The sequence below is a fragment of the Nonomuraea sp. NPDC049607 genome (assembly GCF_040675375.1).
Taxonomy (GTDB): domain Bacteria; phylum Actinomycetota; class Actinomycetes; order Streptosporangiales; family Streptosporangiaceae; genus Nonomuraea.
In genome coordinates, this window is the sequence record NZ_JBFAOV010000017.1 from 140,070 (window position 1) to 159,939 (window position 19,870).

A 19,870-nucleotide genomic window follows, 5' to 3' on the forward strand; every position below is an offset into this window, starting at 1 on the left:
GGTCACCTGTCGGCGCCCCTGACGTGGTCAAGGAGCGCCACTCCCTTCTCCAGGTTCAGCGCCGTACGCACACCGCCCAGCGACAGGCCCAGCTCGACCAGGGTGATCGCCACCGCGGGACGCATGCCGACGACGACCGTCTGGGCGTCCAGCATGCGGCACATGGTGGCGATGGTGGCCAGCATGCGGCCGATGAAGGAGTCGACGATCTCCACCGCGGTGATGTCGATGATCACGCCTCTGGCCCCGGTGGCGACGACCCGATCGGCCAGGTCCTCCTGAAGGGCCAGGACGCTCTGGTCCTCCAGGTCGATCTGGATGGAGACGATCAGGATGTCGCCGAGCTTGAGTACGGGCACCCGCTGCATCAGGCGTCCTCCGCCCGCACGGCGATCCGGGCGTTGTGCGACCGGATCACCTGCACGCCGCTGCGCCTGAAGGCGTGGGCGAGCGCGTCGGCCAGCGACGCCTTGGTGACGATGTCGCCGAACTCGATGCCGAGCGTGACGATGGTGTGCGCGATCTGCGGGCGGATGCCGGAGATGACGCATTCGGCGCCCATCAGCCTGGCGGCCACCACGGTCTTGAGCAGGTGCTGGGCCACCTGGGTGTCCACGGCGGGCACGCCGGTGATGTCGATCACAGCGTGCTCGGCCCCGGTGTCGACCAGGGTCTGCAGCAGCTTCTCCATCACGACCTGGGTCCTGGCGGAGTCGAGGGTGCCGATCAGCGGGACGGCGACGATGCCCTCCCAGAGCTTGACCACCGGGGTGGACAGTTCGAGCAGCTGCTCGGCCTGGTCCAGGATGATCTTCTCGCGGGCGTCGGAGAAGATCTCGAAGGTGAGCAGGCCCAGGTCGTCGATGAGCCGGGAGAACCAGATGAAGCCGCGCAGGGCCTCGGCCTCGCCGTCGGCCTCGACGACCTCGTACAGGGCCTCCTTGAGGCCGAAGACGGCGCGGGCGGTGTCGGCCGGCGCGTGGCCCGCGCGGGCGCGGGTGCGGGAGAGCTCCGCGAGCAGGCCGCGGACGTCGGCGAGGTCCCCCTTGCCCTGGTCGAGCGCGGACCGCAAGGCCCGGTATATGTCGAGGAGCTCGCCTGACGGGGCCTTGGCGATCTGCACCCAGCGGGCGAGGATCTGCTCCTCGTGCTGCCGGAGCAGGTCTTCAATGCGTCGCCTGGCGGCATCGGCTTGGACGGTCAAGATCACTCCTGGGTTGGCTAGCGAGTGACGGTGTCACCGTATGTTAGAGCGATTTTTCCAGGTAGCGGACCGTTTGGCGTCCGCGACTGTACGCGACGGGGGCCTCGCGGGGTGTGTCCTCTTGAGTTCGTTCTTCCTGGGTAGATGAACGGCGAGGCGAGTTTTGCTGACATGCTGTCGTCATCGCCTTGACGGAGCCTTCGAGGGTTTGTGACACTGTGTCAGAAACAGTCGCGCGAGTTGAGGAAGTGCTGTGACGACGTCGTTCTCCGAGACCTTGAGGGCCGCCACCTGGGGCGACCACGAGTCGGCCGAGTCCGAGGGCTACCTCGCCGAGCTGATGGGCGGCCGGTTGAGCGAGCACGAGTACGGCGAGATGGTCGCCCAGCACTACTTCGCCTACCTCGCCCTCGACGGCGTCTCGAAGGAGCTGGCCGACCACCCGGTCGCCGGCCGCTTCGTCTTCCCCGAGCTCTACCGCGAGCCCGCCCTGGAACGCGACCTGGCCACGATCTACGGCCCCGCCTGGCGCGAGCGCGTCACCCCCTCCAAGGCCACCCGCACCCTCCAGGCTCGCATCGAGCAGATGGCCGACTGGCCCGGCGGGTACGTCGCCCATCACTACACCCGCTACCTCGGCGACCTGTCGGGCGGCCAGTTCATCCGCATGGAGCTGCAGAAGATCTTCGGCTACCAGGCCGGCGGAGGCGTCGACTTCTACATCTTCGACGAGGTGGGCAGCCTGCCGCGGTTCAAGACCGAGTACCGGGCGCGGCTCGACGCCCTCGGCGCGGAACTCGACGAGCGCGAGCAGCGGCGGATCATCGGCGAGGTGCGGCTGGCCTACCAGCTCAACACCGAGGTCCTGGCCGAGCTCATGCACGTCGTCAGGGCCGCCGCCTAACCGTCGTCGGCGTCGGAGGCGGAGGTGGGGGCGTCGTCGGTCGGCTGCATGGCCAGGACGGCCAGGCGCGTGGGCAGGCGCGGGCGGCGCTCGGCGCGGCGTTCGCCCGAGGCCAGCCGGTAGGGCACCAGCGTGACCATCACCCCGGGGACCAGCAGCAGCTGGTCGCGCAGCCGGGCGGTCAGCCGGTTGTGCAGGGCCGGCTCCCACCAGTGGCCGGTCACGTAGTCCACGATGTAGACGGTCACGATGTGGCCGGGGTGCAGGGCCAGCCGGTCGCGCACGTGCCGCAGGATCGGGCCCACGGTGGTCCGGTAGGGCGCGTCGATCATCGTCAGCGGCACGGAGGAGGGGGCGTACCGCTCCCATCCTTCGCGCAGCTCGCGGGTCGTCTCGTCGTCGGTGCACACGTGCACGGCCTCCAGCCCGGCCGGACGGGTGGCCGCGGCGTAGGCGACCGCCTGGAGCGCGGGGCTGCCCAGCCGGGAGACCAGCACCATGGCGTGGGCGCCGGCGGGCAGCTCGACGGGCGTGTCGGGCGTGGTGGCCGCCTGTACCTGGTCGTAGTGCCGCCTGATGCCCTTCATGAGCGCGAACAGCCCGGGGATGGCCAGGCAGACGAGCCAGGCGCCGTTCATGAACTTGGTCACCAGGACGATCACCAGGACGGCGGCGGTCACCGTCGCGCCGGTCGCGTTGACGGCCTGCCGCCGGCGTACGCCGGGCGACCCCGGGCCGGTGCGCCGCCAGTGCCGGACCATGCCGGCCTGGCTCAGCGTGAAGGAGATGAAGACCCCGATGATGTAGAGCTGGATGAGCCGGGAGCTGTTGGCGTCGAAGACGACGAGCAGCACGGCCGCGGCCGTCGCGAGCAGCAGGATGCCGTTGCTGAACACCAGCCGGTCGCCGCGCTTGTGGAGCTGCCTGGACAGGTAGGAGTCGGCGGACAGGATCGAGGCCAGCATGGGGAAGCCGTTGTAGGCGGTGTTGGCGGCCATGATCAGGATCGCCGCGGTGCTGGCCTGGAGGAGGGCGTACAGGACGCCGCGGCCGAGGACGGCGTCGCCGATCTGGGCCAGGGCGGTGGGCTCGACGTACCCGGCGGGCATCCCGGCGAGCCTTCCGGGGTGGTCGGGGTCGGTCATCCGCACGTGGGTGAGCAGGGCCAGCACGGTGATGCCGGTGAACATGGTGACCGACAGCACGCCCATGATCGCCAGGGTGTTCGCCGCGTTCCTGCTCTTGGGCCGGCGGAAGGCGGGGACGCCGTTGCTGACCGCCTCCACCCCGGTCAGCGCCGTGCAGCCGGAGGCGAACGCGCGCAGCACCAGGAAGACCGCGACGAAGCCGACGGGCTGGTAGAGCGGTTCGATGGTGAAGTCGGCGCTGACCGCGCGGGGATGCTCGCCGGTCAGCAGCCGCCAGGCGGCGACCAGGAACATCAGGTAGACCGTGGCGATGAAGGCGTAGGTGGGCACCGCGAACCCGCGGCCGGACTCGCGGGTGCCGCGCAGGTTGACCAGGGTGAGCAGCGCGACGCAGGCCACGCTCAGGGGCGCCGACCAGCGGTTCAGGCCGGGCGCGTAGGAGGTGATGGCGTCCACCCCCGCGGCGACGGAGACGGCCACGGTCAGCACGTAGTCGACCAGCAGCGCGCTGGCGGCGACCAGGCTGGCGTTGACGCCCAGGTTCTCCCGGCTGACGACGTACGCGCCGCCGCCGCCCGGGTAGGCGTAGCAGGTCTGCCGGTAGGACACGATGATGATCACCAGCATGGCCACGATGGCCGCCGCGATCCAGCCGGTCAGGTGCAGCAGGACGAGGCCGCCCAGGGTGAGGGCCATGATGATCTGCTCGGTCGCGTACGCCACCGACGAGATCGGGTCGCTGCAGAAGACGGGCAGCGCCAGCCGCTTGGGCAGGAGCTGCCGCTCCAGGTGCTTGGTCCGCAGCGGGCGGCCGACCAGGGCCCGTTTGGCCCGCTCCCACGGGGACGGGACGGTCATGGGCGTTCCCGCCTCCTTCCGGTCAGCCGGCCAGCGCCCTGCCGAGCAGGTAGCCGAGGCTGACGACGGCCAGGCCGAGCACCACGTTCATGGCGATGTTGGCCAGCGCCCGGCCGGTGGACCCGGCGGCCAGCATCTTCCAGGTGTCGGTGCTGAAGGTGCTGAACGTGGTGAGCGCGCCGCAGAACCCGGTGCCGACCAGCGACAGCACGGCCGGCGGCAGGGAGTCGCGCGAGGCGATGCCCATCAGGACGCCGAGCACGGCCGAGCCGATGACGTTGACGGCCAGCGTGCCCCAGGGCATCGCCTTGCCGGCCGCCTTGGTGACCCCGGTGTCCACGAGGTATCGGGCGGGCGCGCCGATCAGGCCGCCGACGAAGACCGCCAGGACGAGGATCACCGCCGGCCGCCCAGCTTCAGGCCCGCCCAGACGGCCCCCAGGCCCAGGACGACGCTGAGCACGAGGTAGACCGCCGCCCAGCCGGCCGCGCCGTCCACGGTCAGCTCGCGGACGCCGTCCACCAGGTGCGAGAAGGTGGTGAAGCCGCCCAGGAAGCCCGTGCCGAGCAGCGCCTTGACCGGCATGCGGTGCAGCGGGTGCCGGGTCAGCTCGCCGGTGAGCAGGCCCATCAGCAGGCAGCCGACGACGTTGACCACCAGCGTGGGCCAGGGCAGCGGATGGTCGGCGCCCATCAGCGTCTGGGTGAGCAGGTGGCGGACGACCGCGCCGACGCCGCCGCCCACCGCCACCAGGGCGAGGGCGCGGGCCGGATGCCGGGTGGCGGCCATCAGTCCTCCGTCCCGAGTTGCGCGTCGGTGCCGGCGAGCTGTTCGGCCTCGGTCTCGCGCATCCGGCAGACCCGGTCCACGACCCGGCCGATCAGGTAGGTGACGATGAAGGAGTAGAGCGCGACCACGATGATCGCGGCGATCTGCTTGAGCAGCACCTGGATCGAGCCGCCATAGAACAGGCCCTTGGTCGTGCCGGCGCCGACGCCGGTGGCGAGCAGGCCGATGAGGGCCGTGCCGACGATGCCGCCCGCGCCGTGCACACCGACGACGTCCAGGGTGTCGTCGTAGCCGAGGACGAGCTTCCAGGTCACCGCGAACGACACCACGACGGCGGCCACGATGCCGATGATCAGGGCGCCCTCGGAGTTGACGTACGCGCAGGACGGCGTAATGGCCACCAGTCCGGCCAGCGCGCCGGTGGCCGAGCCGAGCCGGGTGAAGTGCCGGTACCGGAACCATTCGATGACGAGCCACGTGAGCATCCCGGCCGAACCGGCGATCATGGTGGTCAGGAAGGCGTTGACGGCGATGCTCCCGTCGGCCATGGCCGAGCCGGCGTTGAAGCCGAACCAGCCGAACCACAGCAGGCCCAGGCCGAGCATGACGAACGGGATGTTGCTCGGCCGGGGCGGCTCCTTCCTGCGGAAACGCACGCCTGGACCGAGCGCGAGGGCCAGCGCGAGGCCGGCCATGCCGGAGTTCAGCTCGACGACCAGGCCGCCGGCGAAGTCGAGCACGCCCCACCGGCTGATCCAGCCCTGCCGGTCGAACACCCAGTGCGCGATCGGGAAGTACACCAGCGTCACCCAGACGATCGAGAAGACGATCCACGGCCCGAGCCGGGTCCGGCCGGCGACCGATCCGCTGATCAGGGCCACCGTGATGATGGCGAAGGTGAGCTGGAACAGCGCGAAGGCGTAGGTGGGGACGCGGCCGTGCAGCATGGTGGGCGTGATGTCGGCGAAGCGCAGGTCGCCGAAGCCGATCACTCCGGCGCCGCCCACGTCGGGGCCGAAGACGAGGCCGTACCCGTAGCCGAACCACAGGATCGTGACCAGGGCTATCGAGACGAAGCTCATGAAGAGCATGCTGAGCACGTTCTGGGCGCGGACCATGCCACCGTAGAAGAAGGCCAGGCCGGGCGTCATGAGCAGCACCATGGCGGCGCTCACGAGCACCCAGGCCGAATCCCCGGTGTTGAGCCCTGGCGGCATCGCTCGACCTCGCTTCCTGTCCCCAGACAGGATGATCGGCCGGAGTAGACGTAAAACGCCCTGGTCAAGGGCCTTTGCCGGGCCTGTCCATTGTTGAGGTGCTCTTAGTCCTGGACTCGTTTTCGGCAGCCCTTGCAAAGAATGTCCATCGAATCACCGCCGCCGCGTGGCCCACCGGACGCCGGGGAATGTTGCCGCTCGTTGACCCGGTTCCGGCGAGTGGCGAGGGAGGCAGGCGTACATGCGCGCCGACATGCCCGACCTGCCGCTCGCCACGCTCCGCGGCTTCAGCCAGGTGGACCTGCAGAACAACCTGGCGACCGCGATCTGCTTCGTCGTCGCGCTGCTCGCCGCCGGATGGCGGTTCGCGCTCTTCGGCCTGATCGGCGCCGCCGTGGGCACGCTCACCGCCTGGTTCCTCGGCGCGGCGCGGGAGAGCGTGACCGCGGGGCTCGAAGGCTTCAACGGCACGCTGATCGGCGTCGCGCTGGTGCTGTACTTCCAGGCCCGGTGGATCACGCTGCTGCTGGTCGTCGTCGGGGCGATCATGGGCAGCGTCCTGACGGCGGCGCTCAAGACGCTGCTCGGGCCGCATGGCCTGCCGGGGCTCACCGCGCCGTTCTGCGTGGTCGCCACGATCATGGTGGTCGGCGGCCCGTCCTACGAGCGGGTCTGGCGCAGGCACACTCTCGCGGCACCGCCGTCGGCCACGTCCCCGGGGACCACGGTGACGTTCGCGGACCTGTGGCAGGGCCTGCTCAACGGCGTCGGCCAGGTGTTCTTCCAGGGCAAGTGGTACGTCGGGCTGATCTTCCTGATCGGCCTGGCGCTCGCCGGATGGCGGGTTGCGGTGGCCGCGCTGGCCGCCAGCGCCGTCGGGATCGTGGTGGCCGTGCTGCTCGGCGCGCCCGCGGCCGACATCGGCGCCGGCCTGTACGGCTACAACGCGGTGCTCACCGGCATCGCGCTGTGCTGCGCGTTCGTCGTGCCGACCGTGCTCGGCCTGCTGTACGCCCTGGCCGGCGTGGTGTCGGCGACCGTGCTGACGGCGTTCGTCGGCCACCTGTTCGCGCCGGTCGGCGGCCACACCCTGACCTGGCCGTTCGTCCTGGTCACCTGGATCTTCCTGGCGGCGGTCCCGGCGTTCTCCGGCGTCCGGCGCGCTTCCACCTAAGGAGAGCTCATGAACCTCGCACCGCGCGAAATCGACAAGCTGCTGATCTACGTGGTCGCCGACCTGGCCACCAGGCGCCGCGACCGCGGCGTGAAGCTGAACTACAGCGAGGCGGTGGCGCTGATCAGCGTCGCGGTCCTGGAGGCCGCGCGGGACGGCAGGACCGTGGCCGAGTGCATGGAGCTCGGCAAGCAGGTGCTCGGCGCCGGGGACGTCATGCCCGGGGTGCGCGAAATGCTCAAGCTGATGCAGGTCGAGGCGTCGTTCAAGGACGGTTCCAAGCTCGTTTCCTGCCACGACCCCATCGGCGGCTGACACCCGCCGCGACCAGAAAGGAGCGGTTCGCCATGACGGACACGGACCGGATCATGTACGGGGACGACCCGATCGAGATCAACGCCGGTCGTGCCTCGGTCACCCTGACCGTGCGCAACACCGGCGACCGGGCCATCCAGGTCGGCTCGCACTTCCACTTCTTCGAGGCCAACCGGGCGCTCAGCTTCGACCGCGAGAAGGCGTACGGCATGCATCTCGACATCCCGGCCGGGACCGCCGTCCGCATCGAGCCGGGTGACACCCACCAGGTCACGCTGGTCGAGTTCGCCGGCGGCATGCGCGTCGTCGGCTTCGCGGGCCTGGTGGACGGCGGACTGCGGGCCAGGGACAGCCGCACGCACGCCCTGCGCCGCCTGGCCGAGCTGGGGTATGCCGACCAGCCGGAGCCCGGGGCCACCGTCCGCGCGGCGGGCGAGGGGAAGCCGGCGCGGAAGGCGGCGGGCGAGGAGAAGCCGGCGCGGAAGGCGGCGGGCGAGGAGAAGCCGGCGCGGAAGGCGCCCGCCAAGAAGGCCGCCGCCAAGAAGCCGGCCGCCGGGAAGAAGAAGGCCTGAGCCGATGAGCACCATGAACCGCAAGCAGTACGTCTCCATGTTCGGCCCCACCGTGGGCGACCGGGTCCGACTGGCCGACACCAACCTGGTGATCGAGATCGAGAAGGACCACACGGCCGGCTACTACGGCGACGAGGCCGTCTACGGCGGCGGCAAGACCGCCCGCGACGGCATGGCATCCGACCCCGGCTCCCAGAACGCCACGATCGCGCTCGACCTGGTGATCACCAACGCGGTCGTCCTGGACCCGGTGCTCGGCGTCGTCAAGGGCGACATCGGCATCAAGGACGGCCGGATCGTCGGGATCGGCAAGGCGGGCAACCCGCACACCCAGAACGGCGTGGACCGCCGGCTGGTCATCGGCGCAGGGACCGAGGTGCTGGCGGGTGAGAACATGATCGCCACTCCGGGGGCCATCGACCCGCACGTGCACCTGATCGCGCCGCAGCAGGCCCAGACCGCGCTCACCAACGGCATCACGACGCTGATCGGCGGCGGCACCGGCCCCACCGACGGCACCCGCGGCACCACCTGCACGCCCGGCCCGTGGAACATCGGCCGCATGTTGCAGGCCGTCGAGGCGCTGCCGGTCAACATCGGCATCATGGCCAAGGGCAACGGCAGCCTGCCCGCCGCGCTCGCCGAGCAGATCGAGGCCGGGGCGTGCGCGCTGAAGGTGCACGAGGACTGGGGCTCCACCCCGGCGGTGGTGGACTGCGCGCTGCGGATGGCCGACGAGTACGACGTCCAGGTGGCGCTGCACGCCGACAGCCTCAACGAGGCCGGCTACCTGGAGGACACGATCAGCGCCATCAACGGCCGCGCGATCCACACCTTCCACACCGAGGGCGCGGGCGGCGGGCACGCGCCGGACATGATCCGCATCGCCGGCGAGCCGAACGCGCTGCCGTCCTCGACGAACCCGACGCTGCCGTACACGATCAACTCGGCGGACGAGCTGCTGGACATGGTGATGGTCTGCCACCACCTCAACCACGACATCCCCGAGGACGTCTCCTTCGCCGACAGCCGGGTGCGGGTGGAGACCATCGCCGCCGAGACCGTGTTGCAGGACATGGGCGTGATCAGCATGTTCTCCTCCGACTCCCAGGCGATGGGCCGGGTCGGGGAGACCTTCACCCGCGCCTTCCAGACGGCCCACCACTGCAAGGACCAGCGCGGCCGGCTGCCGGAGGACTCCGAGCGCAACGACAACGCCCGGGTGCTGCGCTACCTGGCCAAGCTGACCATCAACCCGGCCCGTACGACCGGCATCGCCGAGACCGTCGGCTCGCTGGAGGACGGCAAGCTGGCCGACATCGTGCTGTGGCCGTTCACGTCGTTCGGGGCCAAGCCCGCGCTGGTGGTCAAGGGCGGCCTGATCAACTGGGCGCAGATGGGCGACCCGAACGCCTCGCTGCCCACGCCGCAGCCCGTCTACTACCGGCCGATGTACGGCGCGATGGGGATGGCGCAGCGCAAGAGCAACGTGACGTTCCTTCCGGACGCCGCCATCGCCGCCGGGGTGCCCGAGCGGCTCGGCCTGCAACGGCTGATCGCCAAGGTGCGCCACACGCGGACGGTGGACAAACGGCACATGATCCGCAACAACGCGCTGCCGAAGATCACCGTGGACCCGGAGACGTTCAAGGTCACCGTGGACGGCGAGCACGCGACGATCGCGCCGGCGCAGGAGCTGCCGCTGAACCATCTGTTCTTCCTGGCATGAGCCTGCTCGCCCAGCTCCAGCTCACCGACTCGGCCTTCCCCGGCGGCCTGTACACGCTCTCGCACGGGCTGGAGGCGTACGCGCAGGCCGGGCCGGTGGACGTCGCCGCCCTGCTGGAGGACCTGCTGCTGCACGCGGCGGGGCCGGGCGACGCCACCGCGCTGGTTCTCACCCACCGGGCGGTGACGGCGGGCGACTGGGACGCGGTGGTCGAGGTCGACCGGCGGCTGCACGCCGTCAAGCTCGGCCGGGAGATCCGGGCCGCCGCCACCAGGACCGGCAACCAGGTCCTGCGCACGGCGGCGCTGGTCTTCGCGACGCCGGAGCTGGCCCGCCTGTCGGGGCTGGTCGACGGCAGGGTCACGCCGGGCAACCACGCCGTGGTGCTGGGCACGGCCTACGCCGGGCTCGGCGTCCGGGAGGCCGACGCGGTGACCGGCGACCTGTACGCCTTCGCCGCGAGCTGGGTCGGCGCCGCCGTACGGCTGCGCCGGCTGGACTTCCGGCAGGCCCAGGCCGTCCTGTACGGCGCGGCCGGCGCGATCGGGCGGGCCGCCGCGCACGCCCTGGCCGCCCGCGGCCCGCTCGACCTGCACGCCGCCACCCCGCTCGCGGACACGATGAGCGCCGCCCACGAACGCGCCGAGGCCCGCCTCTTCGCCACCTGACAGGCCCGGCCGAGAGCCCCACGCCCAGAACCGGCGGAGAGCCGCCGGAGCGCCACTGATGACAGCCACCTGAGAAAGAGGCCGCGCACATGCATCACCACCACCCGCACCCCGCCGTCGAGGTGCCCTCGGGCACCGCCATGGACCACGTCTTCAAGATCGGGATCGGCGGGCCGGTCGGCTCCGGCAAGACCGCCCTCATCGAGGCGCTGGTGCCCGTCCTGCTCGAACGGGGACGCAACGTGGCCGTCGTCACCAACGACATCTACACCCAGGAGGACGCCCAGCACGTCCGGCGCACCCTCGACGGCGTGCTGGACCCCGCGCGGGTGGTGGGCGTCGAGACCGGCTCCTGTCCGCACACCGCCGTGCGCGACGACCCGACGATGAACCTGGCCGCCGGGGCCGAGCTGCTGGAGCGCTTCCCCGACATCGACACGCTGCTGTTCGAGAGCGGCGGCGACAACCTGACCCTCACCTTCAGTCCCGTCCTGGCCGACGTCTACGTCTTCGTCCTGGACACCGGCGAGGGGGACAAGATGCCGCGCAAGCGGGGGCCCGGCATCACCGACTCGGACCTGCTGGTCATCAACAAGATCGACATCGCGCCGTACGTGCGGGCCGACCTGGAGGTGATGTCCCGCGACGCCGACCGGGTCCGCGACGGGCGGCCGGTCGTGCTCACCGACGCCCTGCGCGGCACCGGCGTGGCCGAGGTGGCCGACTTCGTCCTCAGCGGCGCGACGGCATGCTCGCCGGCCCGGTAGACCGGCTGGCCGCCGGCCACTACACGATCGACTCGGTCCCGGCGGACGTGGCCCGGTACGCCGACGTGCCCGACACCCTGCCGGTCGGCAGCCCCGGCAAGGTCGGCGTGCTGGACCTGGCGTTCGAGCGGCGCGGCGGGCGTACCGAGCTGACCGGCCACTACCAGAAGGCGCCGCTGCAGATCATGCGGCCGCACTACTACGACCCGGCCCGGCCGGACCTGCCGTACCTGATGGTGATGTCCACCGGCGGCGGCATGCTCCAGGGGGACCGCCACCGAATCGACGTGACCTGCGGCGCCGGCGCGTCCGTGCACGTCACCACGCAGGCGGCCACCAAGATCTACCGGATGGAGCAGGACTACGCCACCCAGCTCCTCACGCTCACCGTGGGGCCGGACGGCTACCTGGAGTACCTGCCGGACCCGGTCATCCCCTTCGCCGGGTCCCGCTTCTACCAGCGCACCCTGGTGAACGCCGGGCCCGGCGCCACGGTGATCCTCGGCGAGACCGTGCTGGCCGGGCGGCTGGCCCGGGGCGAGCGGCACGCCTACACCGCGTACTGCAACGACCTGGACGTCCACGACGCCGACGGGCGGCTGCTGTTCGCCGACCCGATCAGGCTCGTGCCCGGCCGCGCGCCGGTCACCGGCCCGGCGATGTTCGGCGACCACGGCGTCCTGTCCACCCTGTACGTGATCACCTCCGCCGTGCCCGCGGACCAGCTGGCCGGGGCGCTGCACGAGACGGCGACGGCCGGCGGGCCGGCGGGCGGGGCCAGCACGCTGCCCAACGGGGCGGGCGCCTGGGCGAGGCTGCTCGGCCCGGAGTCGCCGCCCGTCCTGGCCACCCTGGAACGCCTGTGGGACCTGGCCCGGCGCGCCGTCACCGGCGACCCGGCCCCGGACCGCCGCAAACCCTGAGCCGGTCCCGAGAAGGGGGCTGACCCGGCCCCCAGGGACCGTCCCGGGTGCGCCGGGGGCGATCCGGCCTACCATGGGCCTATGCCCCGCATCTCGGCCGCCACGATCGGCGAGCATCGCGCCCAGACGCGCGACCGCATCCTGCAGGCCGTCTCACGCCTGTCCAGGGCCCAGGGCATCGACGCCATCTCCCTGACGGACGTGGCCCACGAGGCCGGCATCACCCGCACGGTCCTGTACAACTACTTCCCCGACAAGGCCGCCCTGCTGCTGGCCTTCACCGAGCGCGTGACCAGCTACTTCATCGAGAGCTACGAGCGGGAGCTGCCCGAGGAGGCCTCGCCCGCCGACCGGTTGCGGGCCTTCGTCCGGCTCCAGCTCGCGGGGCTGCTCGCCCACCCCCACCCGGGCGCGGCCGACCTCGGCGCGGCGCTCGGGCCCGACGCCTACCAGCAGCTCGCCGAGCACGTCGCGCCCATGCAGCGGGTGCTGGTGGAGATCCTCGACGACGGCGTGCGGTCCGGCGACTTCCAGGTGCCGGAGGTGGGGGCGACGGCACGCATGGTGCTGGCCGTCATCGGGGCCGAGCGGGTGCCGCTGATCAGCGGCGAGGTCACGGTCGAGACGGCCGAGCAGGCGGTGGCGGGCTTCGTGCTCCGGGCCCTCGGGGCGCGCCCGTAGGACCGCGACACCGGGGTGGCCGTCGCGGGCCGCCGGAGCCGGTGACAAGATTGTCAGATGGGACAGAACGGGCACGTCCAGGTCAGGTCGGCGCGGGGGCGGTGGATCCTCGGCGCGACCGTGCTCGGCTCCGGGCTGGCCCTGCTCGACAGCACCGTCGTCAACGTCGCGCTGCCGTTCCTCGGCAAGGAGCTGCACGCGGCCATGGACGGCCTGCAATGGACCGTCAACGCCTACACCCTCACCCTGGCGGGCCTGATCCTGCTGGGCGGCTCGCTGGGTGACCGCTACGGGCGGCGCAAGATCTTCCTCATCGGCACGGTGTGGTTCGCCGTGGCCTCGGCGCTGTGCGGCCTGTCGCCGAACATCGAGTTCCTGGTGGGGGCCCGGGCGTTGCAGGGCGTCGGCGGCGCGCTGCTCACCCCGGGGTCGCTGGCCATCATCCAGGCGTCGTTCGTCAAGCAGGACCGGCCGCGGGCCGTCGGCGTCTGGTCCGGGCTGGGCGGCGTGGCCAGCGCGATCGGGCCGCTGCTCGGCGGCTGGCTGGTGCAGACGGCGGGCTGGCGGTGGGCGTTCCTGATCAACCTGCCGTTCGCGCTGGTCGTGGTGCTGGTGACGCTGCGCCACGTGCCGGAGAGCCGCGACGAGGAGGCGGCCGGGCGCTTCGACGTCCTGGGGTCGCTGCTGGCGGCGCTGGCGCTGGCCGGGATCACGTACGGGCTGATCGAGAAGGGCGCGCCGGTGCCGCTGATCGCGGGGGTGCTGCTCGGGGCGGCGTTCGTGGTGACCGAGCGGCGCCGGTCGCCCCAGGCGCTGGTGCCGGTCGCCATCTTCAGGAACCACGTCTTCACGGCGGTCAACGTCGTCACGCTGATCATGTACGCCGCCATGGGCGTGGTGTTCTTCCTGCTGGTGATCCAGCTCCAGGTGGTGTCCGGATTCTCGCCGATCGCGGCGGGGCTGGCGATGTTGCCGACCACGATCCTCATGATGCTGCTGTCGTCGCGGGCCGGGGAGACGGCCCGGCGGTTCGGGCCGCGCTGGCCGATGACGATCGGCATCCTGCTGGCGGGGGCCGGGTTCATGCTGATGAGCATGATCGGCCCGCACGCCTCCTACCCGCTGCTGGTGCTGCCCGCGGTGACCGTCTTCGGGCTCGGCCTGTCGGCGGCGGTCGCGCCGCTGACGGCGACGGTGCTGGCCACGGCCGACGAGCGCTACGCCGGCACGGCCAGCGGCGTCAACAACGCGGTGGCCCGCACCGGGAGCCTGCTGGCGGTGGCCGCCGTGCCGCCGCTGGTCGGCCTGGTGGGCGACGCGTTCCAGAACCCGCCGGTGTTCAACGCCGGGTTCCGGACGGCCATGCTGATCAGTGGCGGCATGATGGCGGTCGCCGCGGCCATCACCTTCTTCACCATCAGGACGAACGTGCTGGCCGGAGAGCCCGAGGCCGTCAGTACGTGAACGCCTGACCGCGCACGCTGTTGTCGAAGTTCGACAGCAGCAGGTCGGGCTCGCCGACCGAGCGGATGCCGGGCAGCCTGGTCAGCAGCTCCCTGAACATCGTGCGCATCTCCTGCCTGGCCAGGTTGGCGCCGAGGCAGAAGTGCGGGCCCGGCCCGCCGAACCCGACGTGGGGCTTGGTGTCGCGGGTGATGTCGAAGGTGTCGGGGTCGGGGAAGACCGACTCGTCGCGGTTGGCCGAGCCGTAGAACAGCACGACCTTGTCGCCCTGCTTCAGCTCCAGCCCGCGCAGCGTGTAGTCCTCGGTGACCGTGCGGCGGAACTGCATGATGGGCGAGACGTAGCGGACCATCTCCTCGATGGCGCCGTTGATGTGGGCGTCGAAGTCGGAGGTCAGCAGCTCGCGCTGGGCCGGGTTCTCGGTCAGCAGCCGGATGCCGTGGGCCATCGTGTTGCGGGCGGTCTCGTTGCCCGCCACCAGCAGCAGCGAGAAGAACGAGCCGAGCTCCTTGTCGGTCAGCTTCTCGCCGTCGGGGTTGGCGTTGACCAGCAGCGAGACCAGGTCGCCCTTGGGCTCGGCGACGCGCTCGTGGCCGAGCTTGATGACCATGCGCTGCAGGGCCAGCAGGGCCAGCATGTTCTGGCCGGCCATCTGGACGCTGCGGGCCAGGCTGGGACGCACGCCGGTGTAGGCGGTGGAGACGTCGACGTGCTGGTGGACCTTGGCGCGCAGCTCCTGCGGGATGTCGAGCATGTCGCAGATGACGTGGATGGGGAGCTTGGCGGCCACCTGCGTGACGAAGTCACGCGGGCCGTCGGCGACGACGTCGTCGACGATGCGGGCGCAGGCGGCCTCGATGTCGCTCTGGAGCCCGGCCAGCATCTTCGGGCTGAACGAGCGCGTCACGATGCGGCGCAGGCGGGCATGGCGGGGGTCGTCCATGTTGACCATGGACTCGCCGAACACCTGCTTGACCCAGCCGGGCGGCTCGGGGTTGGTCACCGCGGGCTCGCTGGAGAAGATCTTGGCGTTGCGGCTGGCCTCGACCACGTCGGCGTGCCGGACGAGGGCGTAGAAGCCCTTGCCGGAGCGGAGGAGGGGCACCTTCTTCTCCGGGAAGAACACCGGGTGCTCCAGTTGCCGGAGCCGGGCGAATGCCTCATTCCGCTCTTTAAGCGGTTTGCGCCAGAAGTCCAGATCAGCGAGGTCGATGTCCACCCGTCTATCCTGGCACGCTCCCACCCCCGGCCGGACGGGCCGAAGTCCCTTCCGAAGCGGATGTGCATCGTGCCCTCCTGACCCGTTCTCGTGGCGTTAAGTCCGGGTTCGACCACAACGGAGATGACTGTCCGTATGAACGCGTTGCTCGCCGCCTGCCTGGTCGTCCCCCTCGTCTCCGGCACCGGCCCCGCCGCCGCCCGCGCGTGCGGCGGGCACCCCCTCGACTTCGACGGCGACGGCCGCGCCGACATCGCCGTCGCCGCCCCCTACGACGACTCCAGGGCCGGATCGGTCACCGTCATGTACGGCTCGGGCCGGACCGTCACGCTCACCCAGCCCGGCGCGGAACCCGGGGACGCCTTCGGCTCGGCGCTGGCCGTCGGCGACTTCAACGGCGACCGCTGCGCCGACCTGGCGGTCGGGGTGTCGGAGGAGTTCGACGGGGCACGGGTGCCCGGCGCGGACGGCAACGGCGTCGTGCAGATCTTCGACGGCTCCCCCGGCGGCCTGGTCGCCGGGGAGGAGCTGGCGCCGGCCGGGCGGGGCAGCGACCGGTTCGGCGCGGCGCTGGCGGCCGGCGACTTCGACGGCGACGGCCGCGACGAGCTGGCCGTGGGCTCCCCCAGCCACTCCTCGGGCGGCGCCGTCACCGTCTACTGGACGAAGGGGCGCGCGACGTACCGGGTCACCCAGAAGACGTCGTGGGTGCGGCAGACGGCGAACGTCACCGACCAGTGGGGGGCGGCGCTGGCGGCCGGCGACTTCGACGGCGACGGCCGGGACGAGCTGGCCGTCGGCGCGCCCGCCGACAGCGTGCGCCTGGACGGCCAGGGCTCGGTGACCGTGCTCGACCCGCGCGCCCGCCGGGCCCGGCTGCTCACGCAGAGCTCGCCCGGCATCGCCGGCGCCGCGGAGAAGTGGGACGCCTTCGGCGCGGCCCTGGCCACCGGCGACTTCGACGGCGACGGCCGCGACGACCTGGCGATCGGCGTCCCCGGCGAGGGCCTCAGCGCGAACCAGCGGGCCATGGACTACGGCGACGGCACCGTGGACGTCCTGTACGGCTCGCGCGCCGGCCTGCGCACCCACGGGAGCGAGGCGTGGTCGCAACGCTCGCTGAAGGGCGAGCCGCGCTACTACGACCGGTTCGGCGCGGCGCTGGCCGCCGGGGACTTCACCGGCGACGGCAGGGACGAGCTGGCCGTCGGCGTGCCGGGCGAGCACGCCGTCCAGGTGCTCCAGGGGCGCGCGTCGGGCGGCCTGACCCGGGTGGGGAACCTGCTGATCAAGGGCAGGGGCCGCGACTTCGGCGCCTCGCTGGCCACGCTCCCCGGCGGGCGCGGCGGCCGCTTCCGCGCGCTGGCCGCCGGACGCCCCCTGGACGGGCTGCTGATCGCCGCCCCCGACCAGGGCCTGGTCATGTACGCCCCCGGCGTCCGCGAGCCCGGCCTGCGCCTGGGCCCGCTGCGCCAGGTCTCCCAGGGCGCCGGCCTGTACGGCTACACCTTCGGCTGACCCCCGGACCCCGCGGCGGCCCGCCCCGGCGGCGGCTCGGACGGCAGGAGCACGCGGAACAGGCCGCCCTTGCCCGGCTCCCCCTCCGCCATGACGACGCCGCCATGCGCCTCCACCAGCGTCGCCGCGATCGACAGCCCCAGCCCGGCCCCGCCCACCCCGCGCGCCGGGTCGGCCCGGTAGAACCGCTCGAACACCCGCTCGGCCACCTCCGGCGGGAACCCCGGCCCCTCGTCGGCCACCTCCACCACGGCCCGCTCGCCGTCCACGCCGACGCGCACCTCGAACGGCGTCCCCGGCGGCGTGTGCTGCAACGCGTTGCTCACCAGGTTCCCGAGCACCTGGCCGAGCCGCGACTCGTCGCCGGTCACCAGCACCTCGCCCTCGCCGCCGTCCAGGCGGACCAGCTCGATCCGCCGGTCCGGGGCGAGCGTCTGGGCGTCGATCACCGCGGTCGCGGCCAGGCTGAGCAGGTCCACCGGCCGCCGGGCCAGCTCCCGCCGCTGGTCCAGCCTGGCCAGCAGCAGCATGTCCTCCACCAGCAGCCCCATGCGCGCGGCCTGTCCCTCGATCCGGCTCAGCAGCCGCACGGCCTCGGCCAGGTCCTTCTCCTGGCCCAGCCGGAACAGCTCGGCGAACCCCCTGATCGAGGTCAGCGGCGTGCGCAGCTCGTGCGAGGCGTCGGCCATGAACCGGCGCATGACCTCCTCCGAACGCCGCGCCGCCGTGGCCGACTCGCGCGCCGACTCCGCCGCCGCCTCCCGCTCGCGCACCGCCGCCTCGATCTGGGCCAGCATGCCGTTGAGCGAACGGCCGAGCTTGCCGACCTCGGTGGTGCTCGCCCACATCGGCACCCGGCGCGACAGGTCGCCGCCCGCGATGTCCCTGGCGGTGCTGCCGATCTCGCGCAGCGGGCGCAGGCTCCGCCGGACCAGCCAGTAGCAGGCGACGCCGAGCACGACCAGCGTGCCGCCGCCGGCGAAGGCCACGATGAGGGCGAGCCGGCGTACCGTGCCCTCGACGTCGCCGAGGCTGATGGCGATGATCCGGCTGCCGCCGTCGCGGCCGGGCACGGCGACCACCCGCCAGTCCGGTCCGCCGGGCGCCGTCGACTCGACGGTGAACGGCCGCCCGCCGCGCGCGGCGACGTCCGCGCCGGTCAGCCGGGGCAGCCTGGGCGTGTGCTCCTCGGTGGACTCGCTCATCACCCGTACGGTGGCGCCGCCCGCGTCCACCAGCACCGAGTGGAACAGCCCGAAGAAGCGCTGCGGCTGCCGTCCGACCGGCCAGGCCTCGGGCGGCGGCGGCATGTCGCGCGGCGCGCCGGCCGCCACCAGTTGCCGGTCCACCCGCTCGACCAGGTACCCGCGCAGCAGTCGCACGGCGAACAGGCCGGTCAGCGTGATGGCGAGGGTGACCAGCAGCAGCGTGGCCGAGACCAGGCGCAGCCAGAGCGGGGCGCGGGCGAGGTGCTTCCTCATATGCGGGGCGGACGCAGGATGTAGCCGACCCCGCGCAGCGTGTGCAGGTACTTGCGGTCGCCGTTGTCGATCTTACGGCGCAGGTAGGACACGTACGACTCGACCAGGCCCACGTCGGTGCGCCAGTCGCCGTTCCAGACGTGGTCGAGGATCTGCGTCTTGGACAGCACCCGGCCCACGTTCAGCATGAAGTACCGCAGCAGCCGGAACTCCGTCGGCGACAGCCGCACCGGGACGCCGTCGCGCCAGACCTCGTGGCTCTCCTCGTCCAGCTCCAGGTCGGCGACGCTCAGCCGGTTGGGCGGCGGCGCGCCCCTGCGGGTCCTGCGCAGCACGGCCCGGATCCGGGCGATGACCTCCTCCAGGCTGAACGGCTTGGTCACGTAGTCCTCGCCGAGGCCGAGGCCCGCGATCCGGTCCTCCGGCGTGTCCTTGGCGGTGACGAACAGCACCGGGACCCGGCGGCCGCGGGACCGCAGCCTTCCCGCGACCGCCAGGCCGTCGATGTCGGGCAGCATCACGTCGAGCATCACCAGATCGGGCGTGCTCTCCTCGGCCACCCGCAGCGCCTCCCGCCCGTCGGCGGCGGTCAGCACCTCGAACCCGGCCATGCGCAGGCTGGCCGAGAACAGCTCCCTGATGTTGGGTTCGTCGTCGACCACCAGCAGCCTGGCCTCGGGTCCGCTCATCGCGGGCCCCCTCCCTGCGTGCCCTGCGTGATCGTGGTCGCGGTGACCGAGCCGTCGCCGGACTGCTGGCCGCGCACCACGACCGTGGTGCCGGCGGCCAGGTCGGCGACCTTGCCGGGCTTGGAGATCTGGACCGTGGTCTGGTCGCTGGTGGTGACCGTCACCGTGGAGCCGTCCATGGTCTTGACGTAGAGCTTGTCGCCGTCGACCTTCTCGACGGTGCCGATCGTGCCGCCGCCCATGCGCTGCCCGAGGCCGCCGTTCTGGCCGCCGCCCGGCTGTCCTCCGCCGGGCTGGCCGCCGTAGCCGCGCTGGCCGTAGCCGCCGCCGGGGAACTGGCCGTTCTGACGTTGGAGCTGCGCGGCGGCCGGCGTCCCGGTGGACGTGCCGAACAGTTTGCCCGCCTGGATCCCGATGAGGACGCCCGCCACCAGCAGGACCCCGGCGGCCAGCCCGAGCGTCAGCTTCGAGACGCCCTTGCGCGGCTGGACGGCGAGCTCCTCCCCCAGGTCGTCGGGGAAGGGCGAGGAGTCGAGCCTGTCCATGTCAT

At 72.1% G+C, this 19,870-nt stretch carries 20 protein-coding genes and 1 pseudogene; 11 read left to right on the forward strand and 10 right to left on the reverse strand.

The window, feature by feature from the left end; all coding sequences use genetic code 11:
• Positions 1-2 precede the first annotated feature (2 nt).
• Entirely contained in the window at positions 3-368 is a 366-nt protein-coding gene (locus AB0J97_RS30080) for an STAS domain-containing protein (RefSeq protein WP_357695774.1), read from the reverse strand.
• Complete coding sequence (locus AB0J97_RS30085; RefSeq protein ID WP_364094593.1) at positions 368-1,210, reverse strand: STAS domain-containing protein; 843 nt, start codon at positions 1,208-1,210, stop codon at positions 368-370. Before AB0J97_RS30085 ends, AB0J97_RS30080 begins: the two co-directional genes overlap by 1 nt.
• Before the next feature lie 247 nt (positions 1,211-1,457).
• Here AB0J97_RS30085 and AB0J97_RS30090 point away from each other — a divergent pair, with 247 nt between their 5' ends.
• Positions 1,458-2,108 (forward strand): biliverdin-producing heme oxygenase, encoded by a 651-nt coding sequence (locus tag AB0J97_RS30090; protein ID WP_364094596.1) that lies wholly within the window; start codon positions 1,458-1,460, stop codon positions 2,106-2,108.
• Here AB0J97_RS30090 and AB0J97_RS30095 read toward each other — a convergent pair.
• The 4 genes from AB0J97_RS30095 to AB0J97_RS30110 are packed head-to-tail and all read right to left on the reverse strand — an operon-like array spanning position 2,105 to position 6,120.
• Entirely contained in the window at positions 2,105-4,114 is a 2,010-nt protein-coding gene (locus tag AB0J97_RS30095) for an APC family permease (RefSeq protein WP_364094599.1), read from the reverse strand. The two genes, AB0J97_RS30090 and AB0J97_RS30095, sit on opposite strands and share 4 nt — an antisense overlap.
• Before the next feature lie 22 nt (positions 4,115-4,136).
• Positions 4,137-4,514 carry a fluoride efflux transporter CrcB gene (crcB, locus tag AB0J97_RS30100; protein ID WP_364094602.1) on the reverse strand — a complete coding sequence of 126 codons (378 nt, stop codon included), beginning with the start codon at positions 4,512-4,514 and terminating at the stop codon, positions 4,137-4,139.
• Positions 4,511-4,903: a CrcB family protein gene (locus tag AB0J97_RS30105; protein WP_364094605.1), complete on the reverse strand. Its 393-nt coding sequence runs from the start codon at positions 4,901-4,903 to the stop codon at positions 4,511-4,513. Before AB0J97_RS30105 ends, crcB begins: the two co-directional genes overlap by 4 nt.
• The gene (locus tag AB0J97_RS30110) at positions 4,903-6,120 is read right to left on the reverse strand and encodes an ammonium transporter (RefSeq protein WP_364094608.1); all 1,218 of its coding nucleotides are present in this window, start codon (positions 6,118-6,120) and stop codon (positions 4,903-4,905) included. Before AB0J97_RS30110 ends, AB0J97_RS30105 begins: the two co-directional genes overlap by 1 nt.
• 241 nt (positions 6,121-6,361) lie before the next feature.
• Here AB0J97_RS30110 and AB0J97_RS30115 point away from each other — a divergent pair, with 241 nt between their 5' ends.
• The 9 genes and pseudogenes from AB0J97_RS30115 (at position 6,362) to AB0J97_RS30155 (ending at position 14,413) form a co-directional block, all read left to right on the forward strand.
• Complete coding sequence (locus AB0J97_RS30115) at positions 6,362-7,294, forward strand: urea transporter (RefSeq protein ID WP_364094611.1); 933 nt, start codon at positions 6,362-6,364, stop codon at positions 7,292-7,294.
• A 9-nt stretch (positions 7,295-7,303) separates the two neighbouring features.
• The gene (locus AB0J97_RS30120) at positions 7,304-7,609 is read left to right on the forward strand and encodes an urease subunit gamma (protein WP_357695758.1); all 306 of its coding nucleotides are present in this window, start codon (positions 7,304-7,306) and stop codon (positions 7,607-7,609) included.
• A gap of 32 nt (positions 7,610-7,641) precedes the next feature.
• A pseudogene (locus AB0J97_RS30125) lies at positions 7,642-7,947 on the forward strand (urease subunit beta); the annotation flags it as partial.
• Positions 7,948-8,185: 238 nt separating this feature from the next.
• Positions 8,186-9,910 (forward strand): urease subunit alpha, encoded by a 1,725-nt coding sequence (ureC, locus tag AB0J97_RS30130; protein WP_357695756.1) that lies wholly within the window; start codon positions 8,186-8,188, stop codon positions 9,908-9,910.
• On the forward strand, positions 9,907-10,578 hold the full coding sequence (locus tag AB0J97_RS30135; RefSeq protein ID WP_364094616.1) for an urease accessory UreF family protein: 672 nt from the start codon (positions 9,907-9,909) through the stop codon (positions 10,576-10,578). Before ureC ends, AB0J97_RS30135 begins: the two co-directional genes overlap by 4 nt.
• An 89-nt stretch (positions 10,579-10,667) precedes the next feature.
• The gene (gene ureG, locus AB0J97_RS30140) at positions 10,668-11,345 is read left to right on the forward strand and encodes an urease accessory protein UreG (protein WP_357695752.1); all 678 of its coding nucleotides are present in this window, start codon (positions 10,668-10,670) and stop codon (positions 11,343-11,345) included.
• The gene (locus AB0J97_RS30145; RefSeq protein WP_364094619.1) at positions 11,327-12,268 is read left to right on the forward strand and encodes an urease accessory protein UreD; all 942 of its coding nucleotides are present in this window, start codon (positions 11,327-11,329) and stop codon (positions 12,266-12,268) included. Before ureG ends, AB0J97_RS30145 begins: the two co-directional genes overlap by 19 nt.
• 81 nt (positions 12,269-12,349) lie before the next feature.
• The gene (locus AB0J97_RS30150; RefSeq protein WP_357695749.1) at positions 12,350-12,949 is read left to right on the forward strand and encodes a TetR/AcrR family transcriptional regulator; all 600 of its coding nucleotides are present in this window, start codon (positions 12,350-12,352) and stop codon (positions 12,947-12,949) included.
• 57 nt (positions 12,950-13,006) lie between these two features.
• Positions 13,007-14,413 (forward strand): MFS transporter, encoded by a 1,407-nt coding sequence (locus AB0J97_RS30155; protein ID WP_364094622.1) that lies wholly within the window; start codon positions 13,007-13,009, stop codon positions 14,411-14,413.
• Here AB0J97_RS30155 and AB0J97_RS30160 read toward each other — a convergent pair.
• Positions 14,403-15,632, reverse strand: a complete 1,230-nt coding sequence (locus AB0J97_RS30160) for a cytochrome P450 (protein ID WP_357695745.1) — start codon at positions 15,630-15,632, stop codon at positions 14,403-14,405. The two genes, AB0J97_RS30155 and AB0J97_RS30160, sit on opposite strands and share 11 nt — an antisense overlap.
• 135 nt (positions 15,633-15,767) lie before the next feature.
• Between AB0J97_RS30160 and AB0J97_RS30165 the strand changes: the two genes are divergently transcribed.
• Complete coding sequence (locus tag AB0J97_RS30165) at positions 15,768-17,150, forward strand: FG-GAP and VCBS repeat-containing protein (RefSeq protein ID WP_364094626.1); 1,383 nt, start codon at positions 15,768-15,770, stop codon at positions 17,148-17,150.
• Here AB0J97_RS30165 and AB0J97_RS30170 read toward each other — a convergent pair.
• Genes AB0J97_RS30170 through AB0J97_RS30180 form a run of 3 tightly spaced genes read right to left on the reverse strand, consistent with a single transcriptional unit; the run spans position 17,135 to position 19,865 of the window.
• Complete coding sequence (locus tag AB0J97_RS30170; RefSeq protein WP_364094629.1) at positions 17,135-18,631, reverse strand: HAMP domain-containing sensor histidine kinase; 1,497 nt, start codon at positions 18,629-18,631, stop codon at positions 17,135-17,137. The two genes, AB0J97_RS30165 and AB0J97_RS30170, sit on opposite strands and share 16 nt — an antisense overlap.
• Positions 18,628-19,320, reverse strand: coding sequence for a response regulator transcription factor (locus tag AB0J97_RS30175; RefSeq protein ID WP_357695739.1), 693 nt, complete (start codon positions 19,318-19,320; stop codon positions 18,628-18,630). Before AB0J97_RS30175 ends, AB0J97_RS30170 begins: the two co-directional genes overlap by 4 nt.
• Positions 19,317-19,865: a hypothetical protein gene (locus tag AB0J97_RS30180; RefSeq protein WP_364094633.1), complete on the reverse strand. Its 549-nt coding sequence runs from the start codon at positions 19,863-19,865 to the stop codon at positions 19,317-19,319. The genes AB0J97_RS30175 and AB0J97_RS30180 overlap by 4 nt, the downstream gene beginning before the upstream one ends.
• Between the last annotated feature and the right edge of the window lie 5 nt (positions 19,866-19,870).

Excerpts from the sequence above, each read along its gene's own strand:
- AB0J97_RS30080 (WP_357695774.1), bottom strand. The coding sequence starts at position 368 with ATGCAGCGGGTGCCCGTACTCAAGCTCGGCGACATCCTGATCGTCTCC.
- AB0J97_RS30115 (WP_364094611.1), top strand. The coding sequence starts at position 6,362 with ATGCGCGCCGACATGCCCGACCTGCCGCTCGCCACGCTCCGCGGCTTC.
- AB0J97_RS30095 (WP_364094599.1), bottom strand. The coding sequence starts at position 4,114 with ATGACCGTCCCGTCCCCGTGGGAGCGGGCCAAACGGGCCCTGGTCGGC.
- AB0J97_RS30110 (WP_364094608.1), bottom strand. The coding sequence starts at position 6,120 with ATGCCGCCAGGGCTCAACACCGGGGATTCGGCCTGGGTGCTCGTGAGC.
- AB0J97_RS30180 (WP_364094633.1), bottom strand. The coding sequence starts at position 19,865 with ATGGACAGGCTCGACTCCTCGCCCTTCCCCGACGACCTGGGGGAGGAG.
- ureC (WP_357695756.1), top strand. The coding sequence starts at position 8,186 with ATGAGCACCATGAACCGCAAGCAGTACGTCTCCATGTTCGGCCCCACC.
- AB0J97_RS30165 (WP_364094626.1), top strand. The coding sequence starts at position 15,768 with ATGAACGCGTTGCTCGCCGCCTGCCTGGTCGTCCCCCTCGTCTCCGGC.
- AB0J97_RS30150 (WP_357695749.1), top strand. The coding sequence starts at position 12,350 with ATGCCCCGCATCTCGGCCGCCACGATCGGCGAGCATCGCGCCCAGACG.
- AB0J97_RS30145 (WP_364094619.1), top strand. The coding sequence starts at position 11,327 with ATGCTCGCCGGCCCGGTAGACCGGCTGGCCGCCGGCCACTACACGATC.
- AB0J97_RS30175 (WP_357695739.1), bottom strand. The coding sequence starts at position 19,320 with ATGAGCGGACCCGAGGCCAGGCTGCTGGTGGTCGACGACGAACCCAAC.
- AB0J97_RS30120 (WP_357695758.1), top strand. The coding sequence starts at position 7,304 with ATGAACCTCGCACCGCGCGAAATCGACAAGCTGCTGATCTACGTGGTC.
- AB0J97_RS30155 (WP_364094622.1), top strand. The coding sequence starts at position 13,007 with ATGGGACAGAACGGGCACGTCCAGGTCAGGTCGGCGCGGGGGCGGTGG.
- ureG (WP_357695752.1), top strand. The coding sequence starts at position 10,668 with ATGCATCACCACCACCCGCACCCCGCCGTCGAGGTGCCCTCGGGCACC.
- AB0J97_RS30170 (WP_364094629.1), bottom strand. The coding sequence starts at position 18,631 with ATGAGGAAGCACCTCGCCCGCGCCCCGCTCTGGCTGCGCCTGGTCTCG.
- AB0J97_RS30105 (WP_364094605.1), bottom strand. The coding sequence starts at position 4,903 with ATGGCCGCCACCCGGCATCCGGCCCGCGCCCTCGCCCTGGTGGCGGTG.
- AB0J97_RS30135 (WP_364094616.1), top strand. The coding sequence starts at position 9,907 with ATGAGCCTGCTCGCCCAGCTCCAGCTCACCGACTCGGCCTTCCCCGGC.